The sequence below is a fragment of the Anaerostipes sp. PC18 genome (genome assembly GCF_039789045.1).
In the GTDB taxonomy this organism is placed as follows: Bacteria; Bacillota; Clostridia; order Lachnospirales; family Lachnospiraceae; genus Anaerostipes; species Anaerostipes hominis.
In genome coordinates this window covers 2,391,972-2,414,841 of record NZ_CP121164.1, presented here as the reverse complement: position 1 = coordinate 2,414,841, position 22,870 = coordinate 2,391,972, and the positions used below count along the sequence as shown (strand labels likewise).

The following is a 22,870-nucleotide window of genomic DNA, read 5'->3' as shown; positions in this document are numbered from 1 at the left end:
GTTTTCAAATATGGTAAACTGGAAGATACAGTGCTGACAATTCTATATATAGAACAAATTAAATTTGTTTTATAGGAAACAGAATAAAAGGATCTGGAGAGATACAGATCCTTTTGACTGTTTATACAAAAGGAGTGAATTGAATGATAGAGTTTCAACATGTAACTAAGAGTTTTAAAGATAATAAAGTCCTGTCGGATATCTCTCTGACGATTGAAGATGGGGAACTGGTGGCGATTATCGGTTCCAGCGGCTGCGGAAAAACCACAACGCTGAAGATGATCAACCGGCTGATCCGTCCGACGAAAGGCAAGATTTTTATCGACGGAAAAGACATTGAAGATATGAACAAAGTCGAGATGCGGCGCAGTATCGGATATGTTATACAGCAGGCCGGGCTGTTTCCTCATATGACTGTCAGAGAGAACATCGAACTGATCCAGAGATTGGAAAAAAAGAATGATGAAGAGATCAGGAAAAATACAGATTATCTCATGGATATGGTCGGCCTCGAAGGAGAGGAATTTCTCGACCGCTATCCCAATGATTTAAGCGGCGGACAGCAGCAGCGAGTAGGTGTTGCCAGGGCGCTGGCCAATAACCCGAAGATTATTTTGATGGATGAGCCGTTTTCAGCGCTGGACCCTATGACAAGAGTCAGCCTCCAGGATGAACTGATCGCTCTCCATGAGAAGGTGGACACGACCATCGTATTTGTCACACACGATATGGACGAGGCCATCAAGATCGCAGATAAGATATGTATTATGAAAGACGGACACATTCTCCAATATGATACACCGGAAGAGATTCTTAAAAATCCGGCCAATGAGTTTGTAGAAAACTTCGTAGGAAAGAACCGTATCTGGGGATCACCGGAATACATAAAGGTGGAAGATATCATGATCGAGAATCCAGTCACCTGTTCCGGGGACCTGTCCAGAAGCCGGTGTGTGAAAAGGATGAAAGAACGCCATGTAGATACACTGCTTGTAGTGGATCAAAACAGGAAACTTCAGGGTATGGTCAACAGGAAAGCCCTCTACCGGGCTAAGAATCCGCTGGCTGCAGCGGATACTATGATGAAGACAGATGTCCTGACCGCAAGCCCGGACGACAACATTCTCCAGCTTTTAAAGCTGATTGATGAGTATGACGTAGGAAACATCCCTGTGGTAGACGAAAATGAAAAGGTGCTGGGTCTGATTACAAACAGTAATCTGATCTCTACGCTGAGCCAGCAGTATTTGACAGAGGATGAAGAAGAAACAGAGGGAGAACCGTCAGAAGGTTCCCATGCAGAAATGACAGAGGAGGAGGTGTAACCGATGGAATTTATTCAGTATATGATACAAAATAAACAGCAGATTTTTTCTCTTGTGACAGAACATATCGAACTCACCGCCATTGCGGTGGGATGCTCCATTCTCGTCGGTGTGCCTCTAGGAATATTGATCAGCTATGTAAAGAATTTAAACAAGCCGGTTCTCGGAGTGGCAAATGTAGTACAGGCGATCCCAAGTATGGCACTTTTAGGACTGTCCATTCCGCTTCTAGGAATCGGAACCCTTCCCGCCGTGGTGATGGTTATCATTTATTCACTGCTGCCGATCATTAAGAACACATTTACCGGTATTAACAGTATCAGTCCGGAAATGGTGGAAGCAGCCAAGGGAATCGGATTAACAAAAGCACAGGTGCTGTTTAAGGTAAAAATACCGCTGGCTCTGCCGATCATCATGGCAGGTGTCCGTATCTCTGCGGTAACGGCAGTGGGACTTATGACTATGGCTGCCTTTATCGGTGCCGGAGGACTTGGATATCTGGTATTTTCAGGAATCCGTACAGTCAACAACGCACAGATCCTGGCAGGTGCTATCCCGTCATGTATCTTAGCTCTTCTGGTAGACTATCTGGCGGGGCTGATTGAAAAGCTTGTGACGCCGATCAGTCTGCAGCAGGGATATGAAGGTTCAAAAGAACAATTAAAAAGAAAGAGACGCCGCCAGAAAGGTGTGCTGGCACTGGTAGGAGTTCTGATCGTTGTGATCATGGGCAACTCCATCATCTCAAGCTTCAAGGGAGATGACAAGAGGATAGCCATCGGAAGCAAGGACTTTACGGAACAGCTGGTTCTCTGTAATCTCTATGCCGATGTGATCGAGGACAAGACAGATATCAAGGTGGACCGGAGAGAAAATCTCGGAGGCAGTGAGGTCTGCTATGAAGCCCAGGATAAAGGCGAGATCGATATGTATGTGGAATACACAGGAACTGCATATATGAACATTATGAAACAGGAATCCACCAACGATATGGATAAAGTCTATCAGGCTTTGAAGAAATACTTTAAAGAGGAAAATGATTTTGAAGTCCTTAACCAGACTAAGTTTAACAATACTTATACATTGGCCGTGAGCAAAGAGACGGCCAAGAAGTATAATCTCAATAAGATCAGTGATCTGAGGAAAAGTGGATCCCAGCTGAGCATCGGTTCCACGCTGGAATTCTTAAACCGTGCGGACGGTCTTCCGGGATTATGTGAAACTTACGGTTTTAAGTTTAAGGGTGAGACCGGAATCGACGGTTCTCCGAGATATACGGCACTGGAAAATAAGAAAGTGGATGTTGTAGATGCGTTTGCGACAGACGGCCTCTTAAAGAAGTTTAAACTGAAGGTATTGGAAGATGACAAAAAATATTTCCCTCCGTACTATGCGGTGCCGGTGATCAGAGAGGATACACTTAATCAATATCCTGAGCTGAAAAAAGTCATCAACGACTTGAGTGCCCAGCTGACCAATGACGCTATGATGGAAATGAATTACGAAGTAGATGAATTGGGAAAAGAGCCGAGAGAAGTTGCACACGACTATCTGGTAAAACAGGGACTGATAAAAGAATAAGAATTAAAGGCAAAACGGGGCTGTCGTTTTTACGATTGAAAAGTTGTAAAAGCGTCAGTCCTTTTCCATTTGTTTTTCTAAGATTTCTCTTATGTTAGAACTTCCATTTTTTTGGGGCGTACTTGCCCCCTTGGGTCTGATCGTTTCTTTTTTTACTAGCTCTAAAGTTATCGGCTTTTTTGAATGTAAACAAATGTCTCGCTGTCTTCTACGACTTAAGTATCTTCAAAATCCCATATCCTGTTTTAACTAACCAAAGGATCCTTCCGCCTGAATGCTTCTGTTCATCCTTAACTGGTGCCCCTCTCCACTTTAAATCTGTATCATATCATAATAATCCATATAGCAATTCGAAGTCTGTGATTAAAATCAAGAATAATTTTGTTGAAGGAGGTACAATTAATTGCATGTATCACGGAACATCAACGGAAAAAACTATTTTTTGGCATTCAATAATTCCTTGGATGTTAAAATAATGGAAGGACCTGCGAATGACACATCACATGTTTATAACATATTAGTAGAATTGTGGAATAATAATACTAGTATCAGTTAGTGTATACTTTTAGACTAATGCTCGTGATAGTATGTTATATAGATTGAATTACACCACCAAATGGTATATTATAAAGTGAGCATAAGTAAATGGAGGTATAATATGAGTAGTAATAGTAAAATTCATTCCTTACAAGCGTTGCGAGCATTAGCGTTTACGGGTATATTTTTATCACATGTACAGTATAAAGTAAGTTGGCCAGCATTAGGCGTATCGATTTTTTTTGTCCTTTCTGGATTTTTGATGTTAACAAATCATTTTAACGATAGTTTCAGTGATTCACCCATTGATAGTTTAAAGTATTCAATTAGTAAAATACGTAAAGTATATCCATTACATATAATAACGATGATTTTTGCAATACTTTTATATATTATCATAAAGTTAACTTCAGAAGGGATGACTATAAAGTCAATTTGTATTTTATCTGCAGAAACAATAAGCAATACACTATTAATACAAACATGATTCCCGTCATTAAAGGCTAGTACATCACTAAATGGTGTGGCATGGTATTTGTCGGTAATGTTATTCTTATATTTTTGCTTTCCATATATCGTTAAGTATATTAAGAAGGTAAGCAATAAAAAGGCTATCGTCATAATGAGCTTTTCTATTATAATAGCTCAGATTTGTGTGGCTTTATTGGTAAAGATGTTTAGTGAATCGGTATATAATTGGTTCACATACTGCTTTCCAATATTTAGATTGGGTGATTTCATTATAGGATGCAATTTAGGATATTTACTTACTAGTAAAAAGGCATCTGATAATAAGGATGGCTTATTTAAAGCAAGCATAGTTGAGATTTTTGCTATTGGTACCACTGTTTTGGCTTTTGTATTTGCAAGAGCACAAATTCATAACTTCGTATTAAATGTGTTTCAAAATTGGACTACCATATGGATAATTATTGCAACTATTTGGGTGTATTTGTTTTATCAGTGTAAAGGAGTAATAACAAAACTGTTTACTAATCAAATTTGTATTTTTATTGGTAATATTAGCGCATATGCGTTCTTAATTCATTATGTTATTACTCAATATTATATTTTTGTAAGAAATTATATGAATTGGAATTTTCCTGAATACATTAACTTAACACTGATATTTGTTCAATATGTTGTTTCTATATTGTTGTCATATATATATAGTACTCTTACAAAAGAGAAAATTGAAACTGCATAGTAAGCTTTTGAAAAATAAAGCGCACTAGAATTTAAAGAAAATCAGAGGGCTACCAGACTAAGAAATTAGCTTGATAGTCCTTTATCGTTATTTTAGAACTCATGGATTTGGACAAGAACAGAACGAGAAATGGGGAGTTAAGCACTTCTCACTAATCGAAAATATGGTATCTACGGTTTAAGATGTGCTGATACACAGAGTGTTGGATGCTTTATCAGCTAAATCAAATCAATCTCATAAAACATCTTCTAAACAACAACGGTGACATATATAAGCTAAAAGAGTTGCTTGATAATGGAATCATTACACAAGAGGAGTTCAATGCAAAAAAGAAGCAACTTTTAGGATTATATTTTTTTCAAATAAAATGGCAAAAATGGAAACACAGAAGTATTTCCATTTTTGGTGAGGAGTTTTGCTAAAAATTTTGAGTGGCTACACTCAATTCCATCCGGGAACTGAGGGAGAAGGGACCACCAATGTCTCCGGTATCGAAGACAATGTTCTTTCCATGTATTCCAAAGGAATGAGCCAACGCGACATTGTTGCGATGATCCAAGACATCTATGGGAAGAAAGATATTCTTGGCTTATGGTTGAATCAGACCGATAGCAAACACAGCTAGATGCAGATCTTTAATGAAATCAAAGAGAGGACGTAGAAGATATCTTCTTTTCGTCCATGATGGAGTCAGTGGCCTGGAAAGTGAGGCAAAAGCGATTTTCAAAGATGTGGTAGTACAGCGATGTATGGTGCATCTGATCCGGAATTCGGTAAAATACGTACCGAGCAAAAACTATAAGGGATTTATGGGTCAATTAAAGAAGGTTAATGGTGCCCCCAGCGTGAAAGTGGCAAGGGCGGAGTTTGAGAAGTTAAAACAGACATGGAGTGGGTATCTGGGAGCGGTCGATGTATGAGAGAGATATTTTGCCCATGTAGATCAACTATACGACTATGGAAGTGTAGTACGAAAAATCATGTATACAACTTATACCGACAAAAAAACTATACCGACATTTCCAGGAATCCCACTGCATACAGATACTTTTGAAAAAATGTCGGCATAGTTTTGACAGCCGTAAAGATATACTTCATCATGGGAAGAAAAGGAGGTTCCTGATGATGAAGGATAACAAAAGAAAACTAGATGATCTGGTTGTGGAAGTAATGGGGCAAATGAAGAAAAGAAAGTATGGCGAGAAGATATCTTCCCATTATCGTTCCAGTTTTTCGAGCCTCAAGTCTATATCAGAAGACATTGGAGAAGAGTATCTCTCCGAAAAACTCATTGAATCCTTTTTAGATAGTCCAGTGGGATGCAGTGAAAAGTGGGGGAAAAAGGAGCGGACACACCGGCTACGTTGTATCAGACTACTAAAGTCACTTGAGCAAGACGGCTCTATTGATTGGGGAAGACAAAAACCAGAAAGCCTATCCGGCGCAATCACTATAAATGTTTTCCGTATGGATCTGGAACGATTTATCAGACAGATGGAAGATAGAGAACTCCGTCCGAATACCATGTATGGATATAAACGTATTGTCACATATTTCCTGATTTTTTGTCAGGAAAACGGATATACATCTCTGTCTGATGTAAAAGCAAATGATGTGACCAGATTTATCCTGTCGCTTTATAATGATGGAAGATTTCGGCCAACAACAATTGGAAGCGTACTCTCCGGGTTTCGTGAATTCCTATCTGCGAATGAATCTACAGAAAGATTTTCTATGGAGATACCAGTGCATCTTCCACGGGAGACAAAGATTATAGAAGTTTACAGCAGTGAGGAACTTGACGCTATAGAGAAACTGCTTTCGTCTGGAATTATGACCAGGAGAGATACCGCTATCTGCCGGCTTTTGTTGGAAACAGGGCTGCGCGGAACGGATGTCTGTTCACTGGAATTGAAGAACATTGACTGGGAGAAGGATGCCATTTACATTGAGCAGGACAAAACAAAAAGGATGCTTACTGTACCGCTGAAAGCTTCGTATGGAAATGCGATTGTGGATTACATAATGGAGGAACGTCCCAAAATTGAAGATACACATGTATTCCTGAGAAGTTTTGCACCATTCAAAAAGCTGGAAGCCGGAGCTGTATGGCCAATCTTACAAAAAATGGAGAACATGGCCGGAATACAAAAGAAAGGACGAGTGAGCGGAAGCAGAATGACACGGCATAACGCAGCGTCCTGCATGCTCCGAGCCGGTGTTCCCATGTCTGATATTTCCGCCGTACTCGGACACAAGGATCCAAACATTGTCTCTGTGTATCTTTCAACAGACGCATCCAGCCTTGCTGCCTGCACACTTCCGCTTCCTGCTATTCGGAAAGGAGGAGATCCTAATGCAGAATGATTCCCTCCAGACTTTAATTGATCAGTTTATTTCTTATAAAAAGCAGAATGGATATGCATACCAAAGTGGGGTTTATTATCTGAAGAAATATGCTTTATCTGTTTTAGAAATGGAAACAGCAGTGATAGTACCGACTAAGGAAAGTGCTGAAATATTCCTTGGAAAGTATGAAAATGCCCCGGGAAGTCTTTACAATGCTGCCGCGTTTTTACGTGAATTCAGCAGGTATCTCATAGCACGCGGATATTCAGAGGCATATCTTATCCCATCTGGAAGAATCCATCTTCCAACACCAGTCCAGCCATACTTTTTTACAGAAGAAGAGATCACGGCATTTTTTAGTGAATGTGACAAGGTTATGGATAATCCGCATTATAAAGGCCGCCACATAGTACTTCCCGCAATGTTCCGGTTACTATACTGCTGTGGCCTCCGGTGTAAAGAGGCCCGCATTCTTGCTCGGGAAAACGTACATTTGGGTGAAGGATATCTTGATGTCCTTCAATCGAAAGGCTCAAAGAGCCGTAGAGTTTATATTTCCGGAGAACTCAGGGATTATCTCAATACTTATGATCTTCGGATAGGGCAGCTGTTTCCGAACCGTAAGACGTTTTTTCCAAACCGGTATGATGCCCCATATGGCGCGTCCATGTTAGAAAAGAACTTTCTGCGTTTCTGGTACTCTGCTTTTCCAGAAAAAAAGAATTCCGGTATCAGCATCCGCGCGTATGATTTTCGGCATCATTTTGTTTATGCGAATATGAACCGCTGGCTTCGGGAGGGAAAGGATGTAAATGCCATGCTTCCTTATCTTATGCGCTATATGGGGCACTCTGACATAAAAAATACACTTTACTACTTTCACCTGATACCAGATATTTATGGTTCGGTCATTGCAAAATCCGGTCATTCGGAAAAACTGATACCGGAGGTGTGGGATATTTGAAACGAAATAGAGCAAAAGACCATGATAGTGTTTTCTTCTGGGAGACAGCCGCATGTTTTCTGAATCATGAGTTGCCCAAAATAAGAAAAAAGAGTACAAATACAGTTACAGCTTACCGCATTTCGCTAAATATCTGTATTGATTATCTGGAAGATGTGAAAGGAATCCAACGTGAAAAAATATGTTTTTGTGATCTGAAAAAAGAGAACCTGAAAGATTTTCTTGTATGGATGGGACAGGAAAAAAAGTGGAGTCCTAAAACCTGCAATCTGCGGATGACGGCAGTAAGATCCTTGTTATCTTTTGCGGCAGAAGAGTGTATGGATATCACTTATCTCTTTGCGGCAAGTAAGACCATACGCAGCCTGAATGTTCCCGGCAGAGAGATTGAATATTTCGAAGATGACCAGCTAAGTGGAATCCTTGAGGCGCCTGGAAAGGAAAAACGTTCCGAACGCAGGAACCGAATGCTGCTCATTCTAGGATATGACGCGGCAATGCGGGTGGGAGAATTAATAGATCTGAACGTAGAAAATATTCACCTTGATGCGGAAATCCCTTATGTTCGGATACTTGGAAAGGGAGAAAAATACCGTAGCGTACCCTTAATGGGAAAAACAGTAGAACATCTGCGTAAATACCTCTATGAGTTCCATGGAGATATCTCAGATCCCTCAGCGCCTCTCTTTTATGCTGTCACGCACGGGCGGATCCATAGCCTTTGATATTGTCAATATTAGTTGACACATTTTTCTCAAGCATATCACTGACTATGCGGCCAGTTCCAAATCCTCATAATACTGCCTGCGTTTTATCATAGGTGGAAGCCCGCCATTGGCAGAGCATATCCTCCGGTTATTCCAGTAGCTGAGGAAGTATCTCCAAATGAGTACCTTTAATTCCTCTACAGTCATCTGCTTTGTTTCATAGCGGTCGTAGAGAAGTTCTGTCTTCATTCTGGCCCACATGCTCTCGCAACGGGCATTATCATGGCAGCGTCCTCCGGCACTGTTCATGCTTTGATGGATGTGATACTTCCGAATGGCCTGACGGTAGACCTCACTGGTGTACTGTGTTCCACGGTCACTGTGGATGATAGCGCCTTCCAGTGCAGGATAAGCAGTCAGGGCGTTTTCCAGTGTATGGACACACAGATCTGCTTTCATGTTTGTTTCCATTGCCAGACCAAGGACGCTAAGATCAAAGCAGTCGAAAATCACAGATACATACAGTTTCCCATTGGACGCCGGGATTTCCGTGATATCTGTAATACATTTTTCTAATGGGGCATCTGAATGGAAATCCCGTTTCAGCAGATCATCTGATTTCATAGCCTCCCGGTCTGCCTTTGTGATCCCGTTCGGTCTTCGCTTGGGGCGATGGCTCAGGCCAATTTGGTCCATGACCCGGTATACGGTCCGCTCACTGGGAATCGACACTCCCTCCGGCCGCTTCAGGCACAGTGCCTGATACATCCGAATCCGTCCGTAAGTATCGTTACATTCATCCTCGCTGGCGATTTCTTTCATGGCATCCGCCAGGTCTTGGTACTTCCAGGGACGATCTTTGGTTTCAAGATATTTATAGAAGCCTTGCCGGCTGATACCAAGCATTCGGCAATAAAATGAAATTTTCCCGGTAATCCTGCCGTCCTCTGTTTTCAAAGCCAAAAAGATCATTCTCTGGTTTTTACTGACTTCCGACGGCTGGCGGCGAAAAAAGCGCTGGCCTCCTCCAAAAATTCGTTTTCTTCCTTTAGGCGACGGATTTCTTTATCCTGCTCCTTAACCCTCTTACGCAGCATGGTAATCTCTTCTGACAGGCTCATTGCGCTGGCAGGGGTATGGGAACCTTCCCCAATATCCAACTTGCCAGCTCTTACGGCTTTCAGCCATGTATGGATGGTTCCTTCAGGGATTCCCAGTTCTTTAGCCGCTTTGACGCCTCCGATTTCTTTGGCAAGTTTTACTGCCTGTACTTTGTATTCATGGTCATATTTACGTGCCACTTTGAATACCTCCTTATTCTCTTGGTTTTATTATGAAATCCTTGAGAATAAACTGTCAACTTTTTTTATACCACACCACTCTTACGCCAGAGCAGCTTGATCTATGGACTTGTGATATAGACAAACTTGAAAAGGAACTCAATTGTTCCTATCAAGCTGAACCAATGGAGGGGATGTTCCGTGAGATTGTCTGTGCGCAGGCAGAAAAAGCAAAAAGAGATCCTGCGAATTATCTATGGCATACATTTTGGTTTGTTATGAGAAAATTGGACCGCTGTGTCGTTGGATCCATTGATTTTAAAGATATTCCAAATATAGAAGGCGAGGTTGAAATAGGATACGGTCTCGGAAGCAGCTTTGAACATAACGGTTATATGACCGAAACGGTCCAGGCATTCTGTGACTGGGCATTGGGGCAGGAGGAAGTCGGTCATATCATTGCGGAAACCGAGATAGATGGACTTTCATCACAGAAGATTTTGCAAAAAACCGGCTTCACAGAATATGACAGAAGTGATACTGTGTGGTGGCGTTGTTAAAATATATATCAATTCTTAGCATAGAGTTTCTCAAATGAAACTCTATTTTTAGTGGAAATCCATCTTTTGTTATGCTATCATAACCAAGAATACCCACAGGGGCATGTGAGATAAAGAAAGAGGAAGAACTATGGCAAACAGTATTGAAAAGGAAATTGGCAGAAGAAGGACCTTTGCGATCATTTCGCATCCGGATGCCGGAAAGACCACCCTGACAGAGAAATTTCTGTTATATGGAGGAGCCATCAACACAGCAGGTTCCGTAAAAGGAAAAGCAAATGCAAAACATGCGGTGTCTGACTGGATGGAAATCGAGAAGGAGAGGGGAATTTCAGTTACCTCATCTGTTCTGCAGTTTGAGTACAACGACTACTGCATCAATATCCTGGACACGCCGGGACATGAGGACTTTTCTGAGGATACCTACCGGACTCTGATGGCTGCGGACTGTGCGGTGATGGTCATTGACGCGTCCAAAGGTGTGGAGGCACAGACGATCAAATTGTTTAAAGTCTGTGTCATGAGGCACATTCCTATTTTTACTTTTATTAATAAAATGGACCGGGAGGCAAAAGATACATTTGAACTCCTGGATAATATTGAAAAAGTGCTCGGGATTGACACCTGTCCGGTCAACTGGCCGATTGGATGCGGAAAAGAGTTTAAGGGAGTTTATGAGAGAAACAGCAGAGAAATCCTGGGATTTGAATCAGTATCCACAGGCGGTTCCAAGGAGGCGAAAGAGACCATCGTTTCCATTGATAACGGACAGGCTGAGCAGATGATAGGAGAGGACTTCTATGAAAATCTTATGGAAGAGATTGAACTCCTGGACGGTGCATCCCAGCCTCTCGATATGGAAAAGGTCCATAAGGGTGAGCTGTCCCCGGTATTTTTTGGATCTGCGCTGACGAACTTTGGTGTGCAGCCGTTTCTGGAGCATTTCCTTCAAATGACCACAGCGCCGCTTCCGAGAGTATCAAAAGGGACAGAGATCGCTCCTGCGGAACATGATTTTTCCGCTTTTGTTTTCAAGATTCAGGCAAACATGAATAAAAACCACAGGGACAGGATCGCTTTTATGAGGATCTGCTCCGGTAAATTTGAAGCCAATATGGAAGTAAAACATGTACAGAGCAAAAAGAAGATGCGCCTTTCCCAGCCGCAGCAGATCATGGCACAGGAGAGGAAAATTGTAGAGGAGGCCTATGCCGGAGATATCATCGGGGTATTTGATCCGGGGATCTTTTCTATTGGAGATACGGTCTGCATGCCGAAAGACGACTTTGAGTATGAGGGAATCCCTACGTTTGCGCCGGAGCATTTTGCCAGGGTCATTCAGCTGGACTCTATGAAGAGAAAGCAGTTTGTAAAAGGTGTGGAGCAGATCGCCCAGGAAGGTGCCATTCAGATATTCCAGGAACACCAGGCCGGTTTTGCCGAAATCATAGTGGGAGTCGTCGGAACCCTGCAGTTTGATGTGTTAAAATACCGTCTGGAGAATGAATACAACTGCGAGATCCGTCTGGAGCCGCTTCCGTACCAGGCGATCCGCTGGATTAAGGACGTCAAGACAGACATGAATAAATTAAAAGGCGTTGCAGAGGTAAAGAAAGTCCGGGATATGAGAGGAAATCCCCTTCTTTTATTTAAAAACGAATGGGGCATCCAATTTGTTCTGGACCGCAACGAAGGACTGGAACTGGTGGAATTCAGCAAAGAGTAGACAAAAACAGTTGACAGGATCAGATTTTGATTGTATGATATTAAGAGTTGTGAGAAACAACAGGAACAAGAAAGAAGAGTATCCACTCTCACCTTAGCACCGGAGTGACTTGGGTTAATATTTAAGAAATTGATTCTATAATCATGCTTGAATGTAAAGTGGATAGTCTGACTATCCACTTATTTTTTATGGAGGTGTAACGTTATTAGCGATTTAATGATCAATGGACAAATCAGAGACAAAGAAGTGCGGCTGATCGGAGAAGATGGATCACAGTTAGGGATTATGTCCGCAAGGGAAGCTCAGAAAAAAGCTGATGAGGCTGAACTGGATTTGGTGAAGATTTCTCCGAAAGCGAAACCGCCTGTGTGCAAGATTATCAATTACGGAAAGTATAAGTATGAACTGGCCCGCAAGGAGAAGGAAGCGAAGAAGAAGCAGAAGACTGTTGAGGTGAAAGAGGTTCGGATGTCTCCGAACATCGATACGAATGATCTGAATACAAAGATCAGCCATGCCAGAAAGTTTTTGTCTAAGGGTGCCCGCGTTAAAGTAACGCTTCGTTTCAGAGGAAGAGAGCTTGCCCATGTAAATTCCAGCAAGGGAATCCTTGATGAGTTTGCAAAAGCTTTAGATGACGTAGCGACCGTTGATAAACGTCCTAAATTTGAAGGCAGAAGTATGATTATGTTTTTAGCACCTAAGAACTAGTGCCAGGAAGAAAGAAGAAAGTACAAGGAGGAAATTATCATGCCAAAAGTAAAGACATGTAGAGCAGCAGCAAAAAGATTTAAAAAGACAGGAACAGGAAAATTAAAAAGAAATAAGGCATATAAGAGCCATATCTTAACAAAAAAATCTCCTAAGAGAAAGAGAAATCTTAGAAAATCTGCAGTGACAGATTCTACAAACGCAAAAGTAATGAAGAAGATTTTACCGTATTTATAAGATAGAATATTGAAGGAGGTACTATAAGAAATGGCAAGAATCAAAGGCGGAATGAACGCGAGAAAGAAACATAATAAAGTATTAAAGCTGGCAAAGGGTTACAGAGGTGCCAGATCAAAACAGTATAGAGTTGCAAAACAGTCTGTTATGAGAGCTCTCACATCTTCTTACGCAGGAAGAAAACAGAGAAAACGCCAGTTCAGACAGTTATGGATCGCACGTATCAATGCAGCTGCAAGAATGAACGGTTTATCTTACAGTAAATTCATGCACGGATTAAAGTTAGCGGAAGTTGACATCAACAGAAAGATGCTTTCTGAGATGGCAATCAGCAATCCGAAAGCGTTTACAGCACTGGTAGACGTTGCAAAAGGAAAATTAGCGTAAACATATCATTTGATTTTACGGCCCTTGCGGCTTTCAGATGCCCTTTCTGCGGGATACAGTTTTTATACTGTATCCCGCAGGAAGGGTGTTTTTTACATTAAATACCTCCGTTTGACATGTTTCTCTATAATGTTACAGAATATGCGTATTTATTACGAAACTATTACGAAATTATTTAAAAAGTATTGACATGGAGGCTGGGCGTGTTATAATAACACCTGTAACAACGATCTTAACAAAATTGTAACATTTAGAATTTGAGGAGGAAACATGATTATCAAGAAGATGAAACTGTCCGCCGCAGTAGTGGCCATGGCAGGTATGATATTGACATCGGCTCCTGTAAATGCGGCACCAAAAGAAACAGCGAAGCCGGCAGCGGAGGACCAGAAAAAAGAAAACAACCAGGAGCAGAGCAAGTATGCCGATAAAGTAGTTGCGAAAGTAAAGAGCTCCTCTACTTTGAACATAAGAAAGAAGCCGAATACAGATTCCAAGATTTTAGGAAAGATGAAAAGAGGAGCACTCGGGACCATTGTAAAAAAAGGTACAGAATGGACTAAAGTGAAATCTGGGGATGTGATCGGTTATGCGAAAAATGACTATCTTGTCTTTGAAGACGATATACAGGCGTTTGCAGAGAAAAATATTAAGAAGGTTGCAAAAGTCACCACAGAGACTCTCAGGGTCAGGGAAAAAGCTTCTAAAAACGCTGATGTAGTGACATTAGTCTCTCAGGATGAAACTTATAAGGTGAAAAAACATAACAGTGACTGGGCAAAGGTAAAAGTCGATGGTGAAACCGGATATGTTTCAAAAGATTATGTGGATGTAAAATATAAATTTAAAAAAGCAAAATCTATGAAGCAGATCGAGGCAGAGCGCCAGGCAAAGCTGGAAGCAGAAAGAAAAGCCCGGGAAGCCCGGGAACAGCAGACTGTTCAGAACTCAGTCCAGTCATCAGGAAGCAGTTCCGCAGACACGCAGAGCACCGGAAGCAGCCAGAGCAGGGAATCGATTCCGGCATCTGCAAGCGTTTCAGGAACATCTACAGGAAAAAGAGTGGCGAACTACGCACTGCAGTTTGTAGGGAACCCGTACCGCTACGGCGGAAACAGCCTCTCGAACGGAATCGACTGTTCCGGATTTACACAGCAGGTCCTGGCCAAGTTCGGATACAGCATCAGCAGAACGTCCAGTTCACAGGCCTCTGAAGGTGTCGCAGTTTCCACAAGTAATCTCCGTGCAGGAGATCTTATCTTTTACGGAAGCGGCGGAAGCATCAACCACGTAGCCCTTTATATCGGCGGTGGACAGGTTGTGCATGCAAGTAATTCAGCTCCTTATCCAAAAGGAGGAATCAAGGTCTCAAATGCATTCTACCGGACTCCTGTATGTGCAAGAAGGATCATCCAGTAACAAAAGAATATACAAGAATAAAATTAATTTCCCGGAGACTTCGGTTTCCGGGATTTTTAGATTTATTAAAAAAATCTGAATTTATCTCTGAGAGTTGCAAAATTATGACAGCCGATGTATCATGGGTAATATATAAGGGGGGTATTATCGTGAATAAAGCTTTAAGAAAGGCCGCAGGTGTTTTATGTATGGTCATTCTTACTCTGAGCGTGTCGGTGCCGGCATACGCCGTGGAACCGGATAAAGCAAAGGACACTGCTGAGACTTCATCATCCAGTGCTTCAGAAACAGAGACAGAGGCGACCACAGAAGAACAGACGGCAGCACAGGAGCCTAAACCTACAACGGCTTCAGAAAAGCCTGCCACAGAGAAAAAGGGGGACAAAGCAAAGACAGAAAAAGTACATAACAAGAAGAAAAAGAGCAAGAAGAAACTAAAAAAGAAAAAAGATAAGAAGAAAGAGAAAGAAAAGAAGATCGTCGCTCCGGAGGAGTCTGTTTCCGTCAGATCAGAGACAGCTCTTGCCAGAGAGGAAAAATTAAAAAGACAGCTCTTGAGGGAAGAAAGCCTGGAGCAGAGTCTCATTCATGCGGATAAGTTAAAGGAAGAGATCCAGAAGTTTTATCAGGCACTGAATGAGCAGAGCGGCAGTGTGGCAATTCCGGGTGTAGTGGCATTGACCGGGGTGAAGAAGGACGTGAATGACACTCAGATCGGCCACAGAGTCAATCATTTGCTTCTGGAACTGTCAGTAAAGACCAAGAACGGTTATCTCAAAGACATCGCAGAAAACTATAATTTCGATGTAGCCGGTGAAGTGAAGGTGGCGGATGTCATTGAAGATGAAGAGACGATCCAGTTAAAGCAGTATTTGGACCAGCAGATTTTAAACTGCGACAAAACACAGGAGCAGAGGCTGAAGGAACTGAAAAAGAGCGGGAAAAAGATAAGGTCACTCAAGAAGCAGATCAAAGAGCTGAAGGCGGATAAGCCCCGCGTATTTGATCCGATGAATCTTCTGAAGAAAAGTAACTTGTCAGTGGAAGAGATTCGTCTGATGCTGAAGGGTTCCGCTCTTGAAGAACAGGCTCCCGCATTTTATAAGTGTGAGAAGAAATATGGGGTCAATGCAGTCGCTGTGATGGGCATTGCTATCCATGAGAGCGCCTGGGGGACCAGCAGGCGTGCCAGGGAGGACCACAACCTCACAGGCTACGGGGTCACATCTGACAGCGCCAAAGGCATCAATGCGCCGACTAAGGAAGAGAATCTTCTGATGACTGCCAAACTGCTGAAAGAAAAGTATCTGGTCAAGGGAGGGGCTTATTATCACGGCCCCACAGTAAAAGGAGTCAATCAGTGCTACTGTGTTGGGAACACATGGGCCGGCTATGTGACCAACCGATGCTATGAGATCATGAAAAGATTATAAAGATTCTGACGAATCATCGTCGAAGGGACGGTATTTTATACGCCACCTTTCGACGACTTTTTTTGCCCATTTTTCTCTTTGCCTGTATTGGAACAATGACAGGAACAGAGAAAGAAAGATGAGAAAAGTACACAGAACCCAGACCTTAAATAAGTATTTTTTGTCCATAAAATTCACCTTTTAAACTATGTAAATGATTTTTATTTATATAAGCTATTCTAACAAAAACAAATAACGGAGACAATAGAGACAGAAAAATGTATTTTAAAAATAGAAAATATTTATGTAAGCAGGAGTTTGTTGCTCTCGATTCATAAATATGTAAGAAGTGGAGTAGTGTATGAAAATGAATTATGAAGCGCTGGGACGGAAAATAAAAGAAGTGAGGAGAAAACAGAACATGACTCAGGAGTATTTAGCTGAGAAAGTTGATCTGTCGGTCAGCCATATTTCAAATATTGAAACGGCAAAGACAAAGGTTTCACTTCCCACGTTGGTTGAGATCAGCAATGTATTAGGAGTTTCTGTGGACTACCTGCTGATGGACAGTTATCAGTCACCGGAAATGAAAGAGGATATTTTTGTGAAAGAGCTTGACGCGGTGATTGAAAACTGCGGGCCGAGAGATAAAAAGATTGTATTGGAGATTTCCAGAAAGCTTGCGGAATTGTTAGACGGTGAGTAGAAAGATGGATGGGCAGACAGTTCTCGATGTGAGTCAGGGGGATATTCGGATCACAAAAAATGGGGCCACCGGGGCAGTCTTGCACAGAATAAGACAAGCCTGAATCCGAAAGGATACCGGATCACAGGTACGACAACTTCCAATAACATCGAAGTGCTGGAAGGAGTAGAGACAGATAGATGTCACGATCACTTTGGTCGGGGAGAATCAGCTGACCTGCAATTCGGGTACAGTGTGAATATGCAGGGATAGAAGACCATCGTTGCAATAGTTCCCGTGGATCGCTTCTTGCAGAAGGAAATCCGGACATATGGCTTATAGGAGCTATCGGCAGCACTTTAAGAAATGTTGCGGATAAGAAATACTGTGATCGTTGCCTAGGGCGATGAGACGACAGGAATGCCAGGCATCGGATCAGCAGGGGGCAATGGAAAGGTATTCAATGTCACAGCGGCACCGGATTTCGGATATCAGGAATATATCCAGGACGGGACTTCCCTTACAGATTACTCCTTTGTGGATGGCACACCGTTTAAAGAGAGCACCGCGATCCAGGTCGGAAAGTTTTATACGAAACTCTATTTCGGACCATTTCGTGATACCAATGAGATCGAAAAGTGGATGCAGGAACAGCAGAAAATTTTCAATAGTTTCAGGCGTGTATGTAAAAAAGTACAAGAAAAATTAAAAAAAGACTGGATATTTTCTTTGGAATCGTGTATTATTAATCATGCTTGAGACATGCAGAAGTGGCGGAACTGGCAGACGCGCTGTCTTCAGGCGGCAGTGGGATTACTCCCGTGAGAGTTCGAGTCTCTTCTTCTGCATTATAAGTAACGGTTAAGTTCGATTACAGAACTTAACCGTTTTTTTATTTCATAGGATTAGGGTGTCAAAAGACACATTAATAAATATCTGATTTTGTTTGTACCTTGAAAATTTAACACGAATTGGTTTGAGAATATTAAATTTAGAACAATCAACAGAAGGTGAGCTTGATGTTTTGAGTATTAATTATGCTATCTCTTTTTCAGAGGCACAATAAACCAAGCTATTTTCATAATCCAATAGCTTTTGAAAATTCAAAGCTGCGACTTTGAATCCGAAATGCAGACGAGTCTGTTTTTTGCCATGTGTTGGGATTTTGTCGGCATGATATTTTCTGCGAAGCAGTGAAGGTAATGATTCTACTCCATTTCGGAAATGTGCATACTGCTTGAATTCTTCTGTTTTCATAAAACGAAGTTGTTTTGCTCGATTGACTGCTTTCCAAGACAGTTCTTTTAACGCATTGTTTTGGCGTAAACGTGGTTTGCATTCTGCCAGGTATGGACAGTCTGCACAGTCACATTTTTTAAACAACGCATCACAACGGTCATTGTGCTCATCATAGCGGAACTGATATGGCTTTTTATGATTGATACACTCCAACAGTTCATGCCCATCTTCGCTAAAAATAAACTCTGCAAAAATATCAGCCGGTTTTCTCCCGGTAAAATTCGTAGTGATAAGTCGGATTCTATGTTTAGCAGCTTCGGCAACATTAACCTCACTGCCGTAAGCACCATCGGCAATCAGTAATACTTCCTGTTTATATATCGGTTCCTTGGCTAAATGATCCTTCATGAATTGGCTGTCTCCGTATATGTTTTGTTCGTACGCATAATCGGTGATCAGGCTTTTGTTTTCCCCTACGGTTTCTGTGAGATTTGCTACGTATCCTAAATGTTTACCTCCTGCTTTTTTTCGGAAAGTGGCTTCCGGATCAGATGGATTTAACAACACTTTTGATGGATCCTCTTTTTCCTTTTTTTCACGCAACCTGCGGGTCCCATCGTCATTGAAGATGGTTTGTTCTTTGAGTAAACGTATCAACAGCTGATATTCGCTGGTATCATCAAAATCTCCTTCGCAGAGTTCCAGAAGTTTTTCGGCATCATGCATTACAACAATTGTTCTTTCGTTAGCATCTAGCTTACGCTGGTGATAGATAAACGCATTGTAATCATCCTTTTCCACATAATGTTTTTGCTTTTCTGGAAGAGTAACCCCTCTGCTAACCATAACTTTTGCTAAATTTGCAGTACAAGTATAGAAAAGCTCTAATAGTGAAAGATTCCGGATATTTGCCGCGATCATCATACTGTCCATTCTCTGCATAGAAGGGGTAAGCCCCATAAATTCAGATATTTCTTTTGATAAAGAGGTAACACATATATGAATCAGGTCAATACCGGTTTCTGTTTCATAAGCAAGGCATCTTGCACGAAATCTACTCAGAGTTCTGTCGCTCAAGGGCTGTTCTTCAAAACTAGTAGTATGAAGAGCATGCTGATACCGTATATCAAACATTAGAGCCTGAACAAGTTCATCATCACTATCACCAAGTGCTTCTTTGAGAATCAATGCACCAACGATGACATTTACGGGAGTATTTGGACGAGAAGCTTTACTACTATACAATACAGAAAATATATCTTCGTTTATGGCAGGAAAAATCCTATCCGAAAAAGTCTTTGCCCATGATTTTTCAAGAAACCTACGTTCTCTTTCTGTCAGGTTAAATGTGCTGTCAGTCAACGACATTTGTTGACTATTATTTGATACAAAACACATGCGAATCACCTCGATATTTGATATTTATATTTTACCAAATGTTCGGATGGATTGATATATCGTGTTAAATTTTCAAGGTACAAATTTATATCAAAGGTCAATGACCTTTTGACACCCTAATCTTCATAGGAAAGTTCTACGACCTTCCCTATGAAATAAAAACGCTCCGCGGGTTGTGCACAGATGCGTAAGGAAATTATTTGCCTGCGGCAAATTGCATCAGGCACGCAAAGTTGTCAAGCCCCTGATATTGTCAATATTAGTTGACACATTTTTCTCAAGCATATCACTGACTATGCGGCCAGTTCCAAATCCTCATAATACTGCCTGCGTTTTATCATAGGTGGAAGCCCGCCATTGGCAGAGCATATCCTCCGGTTATTCCAGTAGCTGAGGAAGTATCTCCAAATGAGTACCTTTAATTCCTCTACAGTCATCTGCTTTGTTTCATAGCGGTCGTAGAGAAGTTCTGTCTTCATTCTGGCCCACATGCTCTCGCAACGGGCATTATCATGGCAGCGTCCTCCGGCACTGTTCATGCTTTGATGGATGTGATACTTCCGAATGGCCTGACGGTAGACCTCACTGGTGTACTGTGTTCCACGGTCACTGTGGATGATAGCGCCTTCCAGTGCAGGATAAGCAGTCAGGGCGTTTTCCAGTGTATGGACACACAGATCTGCTTTCATGTTTGTTTCCATTGCCAGACCAAGGACGCTAAGATCAAAGCAGTCGAAAATCACAGATACATACAGTTTCCCATTGGACGCCGGGATTTCCGTGATATCTGTAATACATTTTTCTAATGGGGCATCTGAATGGAAATCCCGTTTCAGCAGATCATCTGATTTCATAGCCTCCCGGTCTGCCTTTGTGATCCCGTTCGGTCTTCGCTTGGGGCGATGGCTCAGGCCAATTTGGTCCATGACCCGGTATACGGTCCGCTCACTGGGAATCGACACTCCCTCCGGCCGCTTCAGGCACAGTGCCTGATACATCCGAATCCGTCCGTAAGTATCGTTACATTCATCCTCGCTGGCGATTTCTTTCATGGCATCCGCCAGGTCTTGGTACTTCCAGGGACGATCTTTGGTTTCAAGATATTTATAGAAGCCTTGCCGGCTGATACCAAGCATTCGGCAATAAAATGAAATTTTCCCGGTAATCCTGCCGTCCTCTGTTTTCAAAGCCAAAAAGATCATTCTCTGGTTTTTACTGACTTCCGACGGCTGGCGGCGAAAAAAGCGCTGGCCTCCTCCAAAAATTCGTTTTCTTCCTTTAGGCGACGGATTTCTTTATCCTGCTCCTTAACCCTCTTACGCAGCATGGTAATCTCTTCTGACAGGCTCATTGCGCTGGCAGGGGTATGGGAACCTTCCCCAATATCCAACTTGCCAGCTCTTACGGCTTTCAGCCATGTATGGATGGTTCCTTCAGGGATTCCCAGTTCTTTAGCCGCTTTGGCGCCTCCGATTTCTTTGGCAAGTTTTACTGCCTGTACTTTGTATTCATGGTCATATTTACGTGCCACTTTGAATACCTCCTTATTCTCTTGGTTTTATTATGAAATCCTTGAGAATAAACTGTCAACTTTTTTTATACCACACCATATATGCAGAAGTTCGGCAAGCTGTCCTTGTGAAAGCCCACTGGCAAGTCGTTTGTTTTTTAATTCCTGTGTAAATTCCTTTTGTTCCATTTTGTCCTCCATTCCGCCATTTTTGATAGAAAATAGATGTAAACCTGACTTCAAGTATTGTGATAATCCGTATCTTATTAAAACTTCTTATACCGTTTCATAGCTTTGGGATTGTATGGGTTTTGGTAAGTTTCTTATGTAATAGTGCCCCCCCCCTGTTAGATAACGGGGGCACAGACAAGGCTCGCCCAGCTGACAAAGCATTTCCGTCCTTTGACGGCAGAGCCGTCATGGCGTTGTTGCTTACGCACGCCAGCAGTCCTACAATGCTTTGTCAGCTAAGCCTGTTTTTCCCTTTTCTAACAAGTACCATTTCAATCAATATTCATATCTACGGGTTTAATCAGATAGGTTTTACTTTTTGAACATTCTTATATTTCGTTCTATTGTGCTTATTCGATTACAAGAACATAGTAATTCTTATATGCTTATTTGTCAATATCTTTTTTTGCCTTTACAAACTATATTAAGCGTGATAGACTTATAACAGTGAAGATATAACGAGATATGGAGGGTTATGCGATGAAAATAAGCCATTTAGGAAATAATATACAGACCATAAGAAAATTCAGAGGAATGAAACAACAGGAGCTTGCGGACAAAATCGGTATCAATATGCAGAGCCTTTCCAAGATTGAAAGAGGGTTGAATTATCCTGCTTATGATACGCTGGAAAAGATAATGGAAGTGCTGGACGTAACACCGAACGAATTGCTATCGGGGGAATGGAAATATGTCAATCAAGCAGAAAAGGAAGTCTGCCAGTTTCTAAGAGCGGAAGAACGTTTAAATGCGGAACTGAAACATGGACATTATGATAACTTTTTTGACAGCGAAGAAGAATGGCTGGACTATGAATTAGAACAGCTACGTAAATATATTACTGATTATATCAACGGAAAGAATATCAAGGCAAGCGACCTTTACCCAATCAAAGAAGTTATCCAGCATTTGAAATTTCAGAAGATTTTAGACCGTTATGATGATTTATACAGCATGGATATGTTCGGGGAAAGCACAGAGGGACACAAGTATAAAACACCTTACTATGCTGTAAAAAGGATAAATCCAAATTCAAAGGAAGATGTGGAACTTTTACAGGAAGTATTAAGGAATAATTATTTTAATGATGAGGACGAGTAACTTTTTTCCTCTTGCGAGAAGATACAGCAAACAAAAAGCCCGATCAAGAGTGCAAAGCACCACCAATGGTGGCAAGCTCTTGACAGGGCTTTTTCTTTTCTGTGCTGGGTAATCAAGAGGAAGAAAGGGATAAAATCTGATTTATGGTAAATCAGACGAAGGCAATGCAGGTATCGCAGTTTGAGCTTGTGCTACATAAGGATAGTAACCGGAAGATTGTAAGATAGATTTATAACAGCGTGCATTTTTTTGTAAGTCTGCACGCTGTCCTTTGCCTTTCATTCATCTTTTATCCTAATACCTT

22 protein-coding genes, 1 tRNA gene and 3 pseudogenes are annotated in these 22,870 nt (G+C 41.7%); 20 read left to right on the top strand and 6 right to left on the bottom strand.

Features of this window, described 5'->3' with window-relative positions:
• Nucleotides 1–143: 143 nt before the first annotated feature.
• From P8F77_RS13165 to P8F77_RS13130, 8 genes and pseudogenes are all read left to right on the top strand, one after another.
• On the top strand, nucleotides 144–1,325 hold the full coding sequence (locus P8F77_RS13165; RefSeq protein WP_287517332.1) for an ABC transporter ATP-binding protein: 1,182 nt from the start codon (nucleotides 144–146) through the stop codon (nucleotides 1,323–1,325).
• Between the two features lie 3 nt (nucleotides 1,326–1,328).
• Nucleotides 1,329–2,906, top strand: a complete 1,578-nt coding sequence (locus P8F77_RS13160) for a glycine betaine ABC transporter substrate-binding protein (protein ID WP_287517333.1) — start codon at nucleotides 1,329–1,331, stop codon at nucleotides 2,904–2,906.
• A gap of 616 nt (nucleotides 2,907–3,522) precedes the next feature.
• A pseudogene (locus P8F77_RS13155) lies at nucleotides 3,523–4,650 on the top strand (acyltransferase).
• A 206-nt stretch (nucleotides 4,651–4,856) separates the two neighbouring features.
• Nucleotides 4,857–5,072: an SHOCT domain-containing protein gene (locus tag P8F77_RS13150; protein WP_287517336.1), complete on the top strand. Its 216-nt coding sequence runs from the start codon at nucleotides 4,857–4,859 to the stop codon at nucleotides 5,070–5,072.
• 56 nt (nucleotides 5,073–5,128) lie between these two features.
• Nucleotides 5,129–5,642: pseudogene (locus P8F77_RS13145) on the top strand (transposase); the annotation flags it as partial.
• Between the two features lie 130 nt (nucleotides 5,643–5,772).
• A complete protein-coding gene (locus P8F77_RS13140; RefSeq protein ID WP_148459440.1) occupies nucleotides 5,773–7,017 on the top strand; it encodes a tyrosine-type recombinase/integrase in 1,245 nt (414 codons plus the stop codon).
• Nucleotides 7,007–7,963 carry a tyrosine-type recombinase/integrase gene (locus tag P8F77_RS13135; protein WP_024728891.1) on the top strand — a complete coding sequence of 319 codons (957 nt, stop codon included), beginning with the start codon at nucleotides 7,007–7,009 and terminating at the stop codon, nucleotides 7,961–7,963. Before P8F77_RS13140 ends, P8F77_RS13135 begins: the two co-directional genes overlap by 11 nt.
• Nucleotides 7,960–8,688 (top strand): tyrosine-type recombinase/integrase, encoded by a 729-nt coding sequence (locus P8F77_RS13130; protein ID WP_287517342.1) that lies wholly within the window; start codon nucleotides 7,960–7,962, stop codon nucleotides 8,686–8,688. The genes P8F77_RS13135 and P8F77_RS13130 overlap by 4 nt, the downstream gene beginning before the upstream one ends.
• A gap of 45 nt (nucleotides 8,689–8,733) precedes the next feature.
• Here P8F77_RS13130 and P8F77_RS13125 read toward each other — a convergent pair whose 3' ends face one another.
• Both P8F77_RS13125 and P8F77_RS13120 read right to left on the bottom strand, forming a co-directional pair.
• Nucleotides 8,734–9,642, bottom strand: a complete 909-nt coding sequence (locus P8F77_RS13125) for an IS3 family transposase (RefSeq protein WP_289707463.1) — start codon at nucleotides 9,640–9,642, stop codon at nucleotides 8,734–8,736.
• Entirely contained in the window at nucleotides 9,639–9,971 is a 333-nt protein-coding gene (locus P8F77_RS13120) for a transposase (RefSeq protein WP_289707462.1), read from the bottom strand. Before P8F77_RS13120 ends, P8F77_RS13125 begins: the two co-directional genes overlap by 4 nt.
• Before the next feature lie 173 nt (nucleotides 9,972–10,144).
• On the opposite strand from P8F77_RS13120, the gene P8F77_RS13115 reads away from it, so the two are divergent.
• From P8F77_RS13115 to P8F77_RS13070, 10 genes are all read left to right on the top strand, one after another.
• Nucleotides 10,145–10,510 carry a GNAT family N-acetyltransferase gene (locus P8F77_RS13115; RefSeq protein ID WP_330625732.1) on the top strand — a complete coding sequence of 122 codons (366 nt, stop codon included), beginning with the start codon at nucleotides 10,145–10,147 and terminating at the stop codon, nucleotides 10,508–10,510.
• 130 nt (nucleotides 10,511–10,640) lie between these two features.
• Nucleotides 10,641–12,236: a peptide chain release factor 3 gene (locus P8F77_RS13110; RefSeq protein WP_287520487.1), complete on the top strand. Its 1,596-nt coding sequence runs from the start codon at nucleotides 10,641–10,643 to the stop codon at nucleotides 12,234–12,236.
• Between the two features lie 216 nt (nucleotides 12,237–12,452).
• Entirely contained in the window at nucleotides 12,453–12,947 is a 495-nt protein-coding gene (gene infC, locus P8F77_RS13105) for a translation initiation factor IF-3 (protein ID WP_006569065.1), read from the top strand.
• 39 nt (nucleotides 12,948–12,986) lie between these two features.
• Nucleotides 12,987–13,184 carry a 50S ribosomal protein L35 gene (rpmI, locus tag P8F77_RS13100; RefSeq protein WP_006569064.1) on the top strand — a complete coding sequence of 66 codons (198 nt, stop codon included), beginning with the start codon at nucleotides 12,987–12,989 and terminating at the stop codon, nucleotides 13,182–13,184.
• Nucleotides 13,185–13,214: 30 nt separating this feature from the next.
• Nucleotides 13,215–13,571 carry a 50S ribosomal protein L20 gene (gene rplT / locus P8F77_RS13095; protein WP_287520491.1) on the top strand — a complete coding sequence of 119 codons (357 nt, stop codon included), beginning with the start codon at nucleotides 13,215–13,217 and terminating at the stop codon, nucleotides 13,569–13,571.
• Nucleotides 13,572–13,841: 270 nt separating this feature from the next.
• Nucleotides 13,842–14,990 (top strand): C40 family peptidase, encoded by a 1,149-nt coding sequence (locus tag P8F77_RS13090; RefSeq protein ID WP_024726868.1) that lies wholly within the window; start codon nucleotides 13,842–13,844, stop codon nucleotides 14,988–14,990.
• Nucleotides 14,991–15,139: 149 nt separating this feature from the next.
• Nucleotides 15,140–16,423, top strand: coding sequence for a glucosaminidase domain-containing protein (locus P8F77_RS13085; protein WP_158221709.1), 1,284 nt, complete (start codon nucleotides 15,140–15,142; stop codon nucleotides 16,421–16,423).
• Between the two features lie 340 nt (nucleotides 16,424–16,763).
• Entirely contained in the window at nucleotides 16,764–17,108 is a 345-nt protein-coding gene (locus P8F77_RS13080) for a helix-turn-helix transcriptional regulator (protein ID WP_095142856.1), read from the top strand.
• Between the two features lie 399 nt (nucleotides 17,109–17,507).
• Entirely contained in the window at nucleotides 17,508–17,846 is a 339-nt protein-coding gene (locus P8F77_RS13075) for a hypothetical protein (RefSeq protein ID WP_024726871.1), read from the top strand.
• A gap of 5 nt (nucleotides 17,847–17,851) precedes the next feature.
• A tRNA-Leu gene (locus tag P8F77_RS13070) sits at nucleotides 17,852–17,935 on the top strand.
• A 187-nt stretch (nucleotides 17,936–18,122) separates the two neighbouring features.
• Here the strand turns inward: P8F77_RS13070 and P8F77_RS13065 are convergent.
• From P8F77_RS13065 to P8F77_RS13050, 4 genes are all read right to left on the bottom strand, one after another.
• A complete protein-coding gene (locus P8F77_RS13065) occupies nucleotides 18,123–19,724 on the bottom strand; it encodes a transposase (protein ID WP_347256053.1) in 1,602 nt (533 codons plus the stop codon).
• Nucleotides 19,725–20,017: 293 nt separating this feature from the next.
• Nucleotides 20,018–20,926, bottom strand: coding sequence for an IS3 family transposase (locus P8F77_RS13060; protein WP_289707463.1), 909 nt, complete (start codon nucleotides 20,924–20,926; stop codon nucleotides 20,018–20,020).
• Nucleotides 20,923–21,255, bottom strand: coding sequence for a transposase (locus P8F77_RS13055; protein WP_055159092.1), 333 nt, complete (start codon nucleotides 21,253–21,255; stop codon nucleotides 20,923–20,925). The genes P8F77_RS13060 and P8F77_RS13055 overlap by 4 nt, the downstream gene beginning before the upstream one ends.
• Nucleotides 21,256–21,285: 30 nt before the next feature.
• Nucleotides 21,286–21,423 carry a hypothetical protein gene (locus P8F77_RS13050; RefSeq protein WP_347256150.1) on the bottom strand — a complete coding sequence of 46 codons (138 nt, stop codon included), beginning with the start codon at nucleotides 21,421–21,423 and terminating at the stop codon, nucleotides 21,286–21,288.
• A gap of 507 nt (nucleotides 21,424–21,930) precedes the next feature.
• Here P8F77_RS13050 and P8F77_RS13045 point away from each other — a divergent pair.
• Together P8F77_RS13045 and P8F77_RS13040 are read left to right on the top strand one after the other, a co-directional pair.
• Nucleotides 21,931–22,566 carry a helix-turn-helix transcriptional regulator gene (locus tag P8F77_RS13045; RefSeq protein WP_132280861.1) on the top strand — a complete coding sequence of 212 codons (636 nt, stop codon included), beginning with the start codon at nucleotides 21,931–21,933 and terminating at the stop codon, nucleotides 22,564–22,566.
• A gap of 134 nt (nucleotides 22,567–22,700) precedes the next feature.
• Nucleotides 22,701–22,793, top strand: a pseudogene (locus P8F77_RS13040) (conjugal transfer protein); the annotation flags it as partial.
• Nucleotides 22,794–22,870 lie beyond the last annotated feature (77 nt).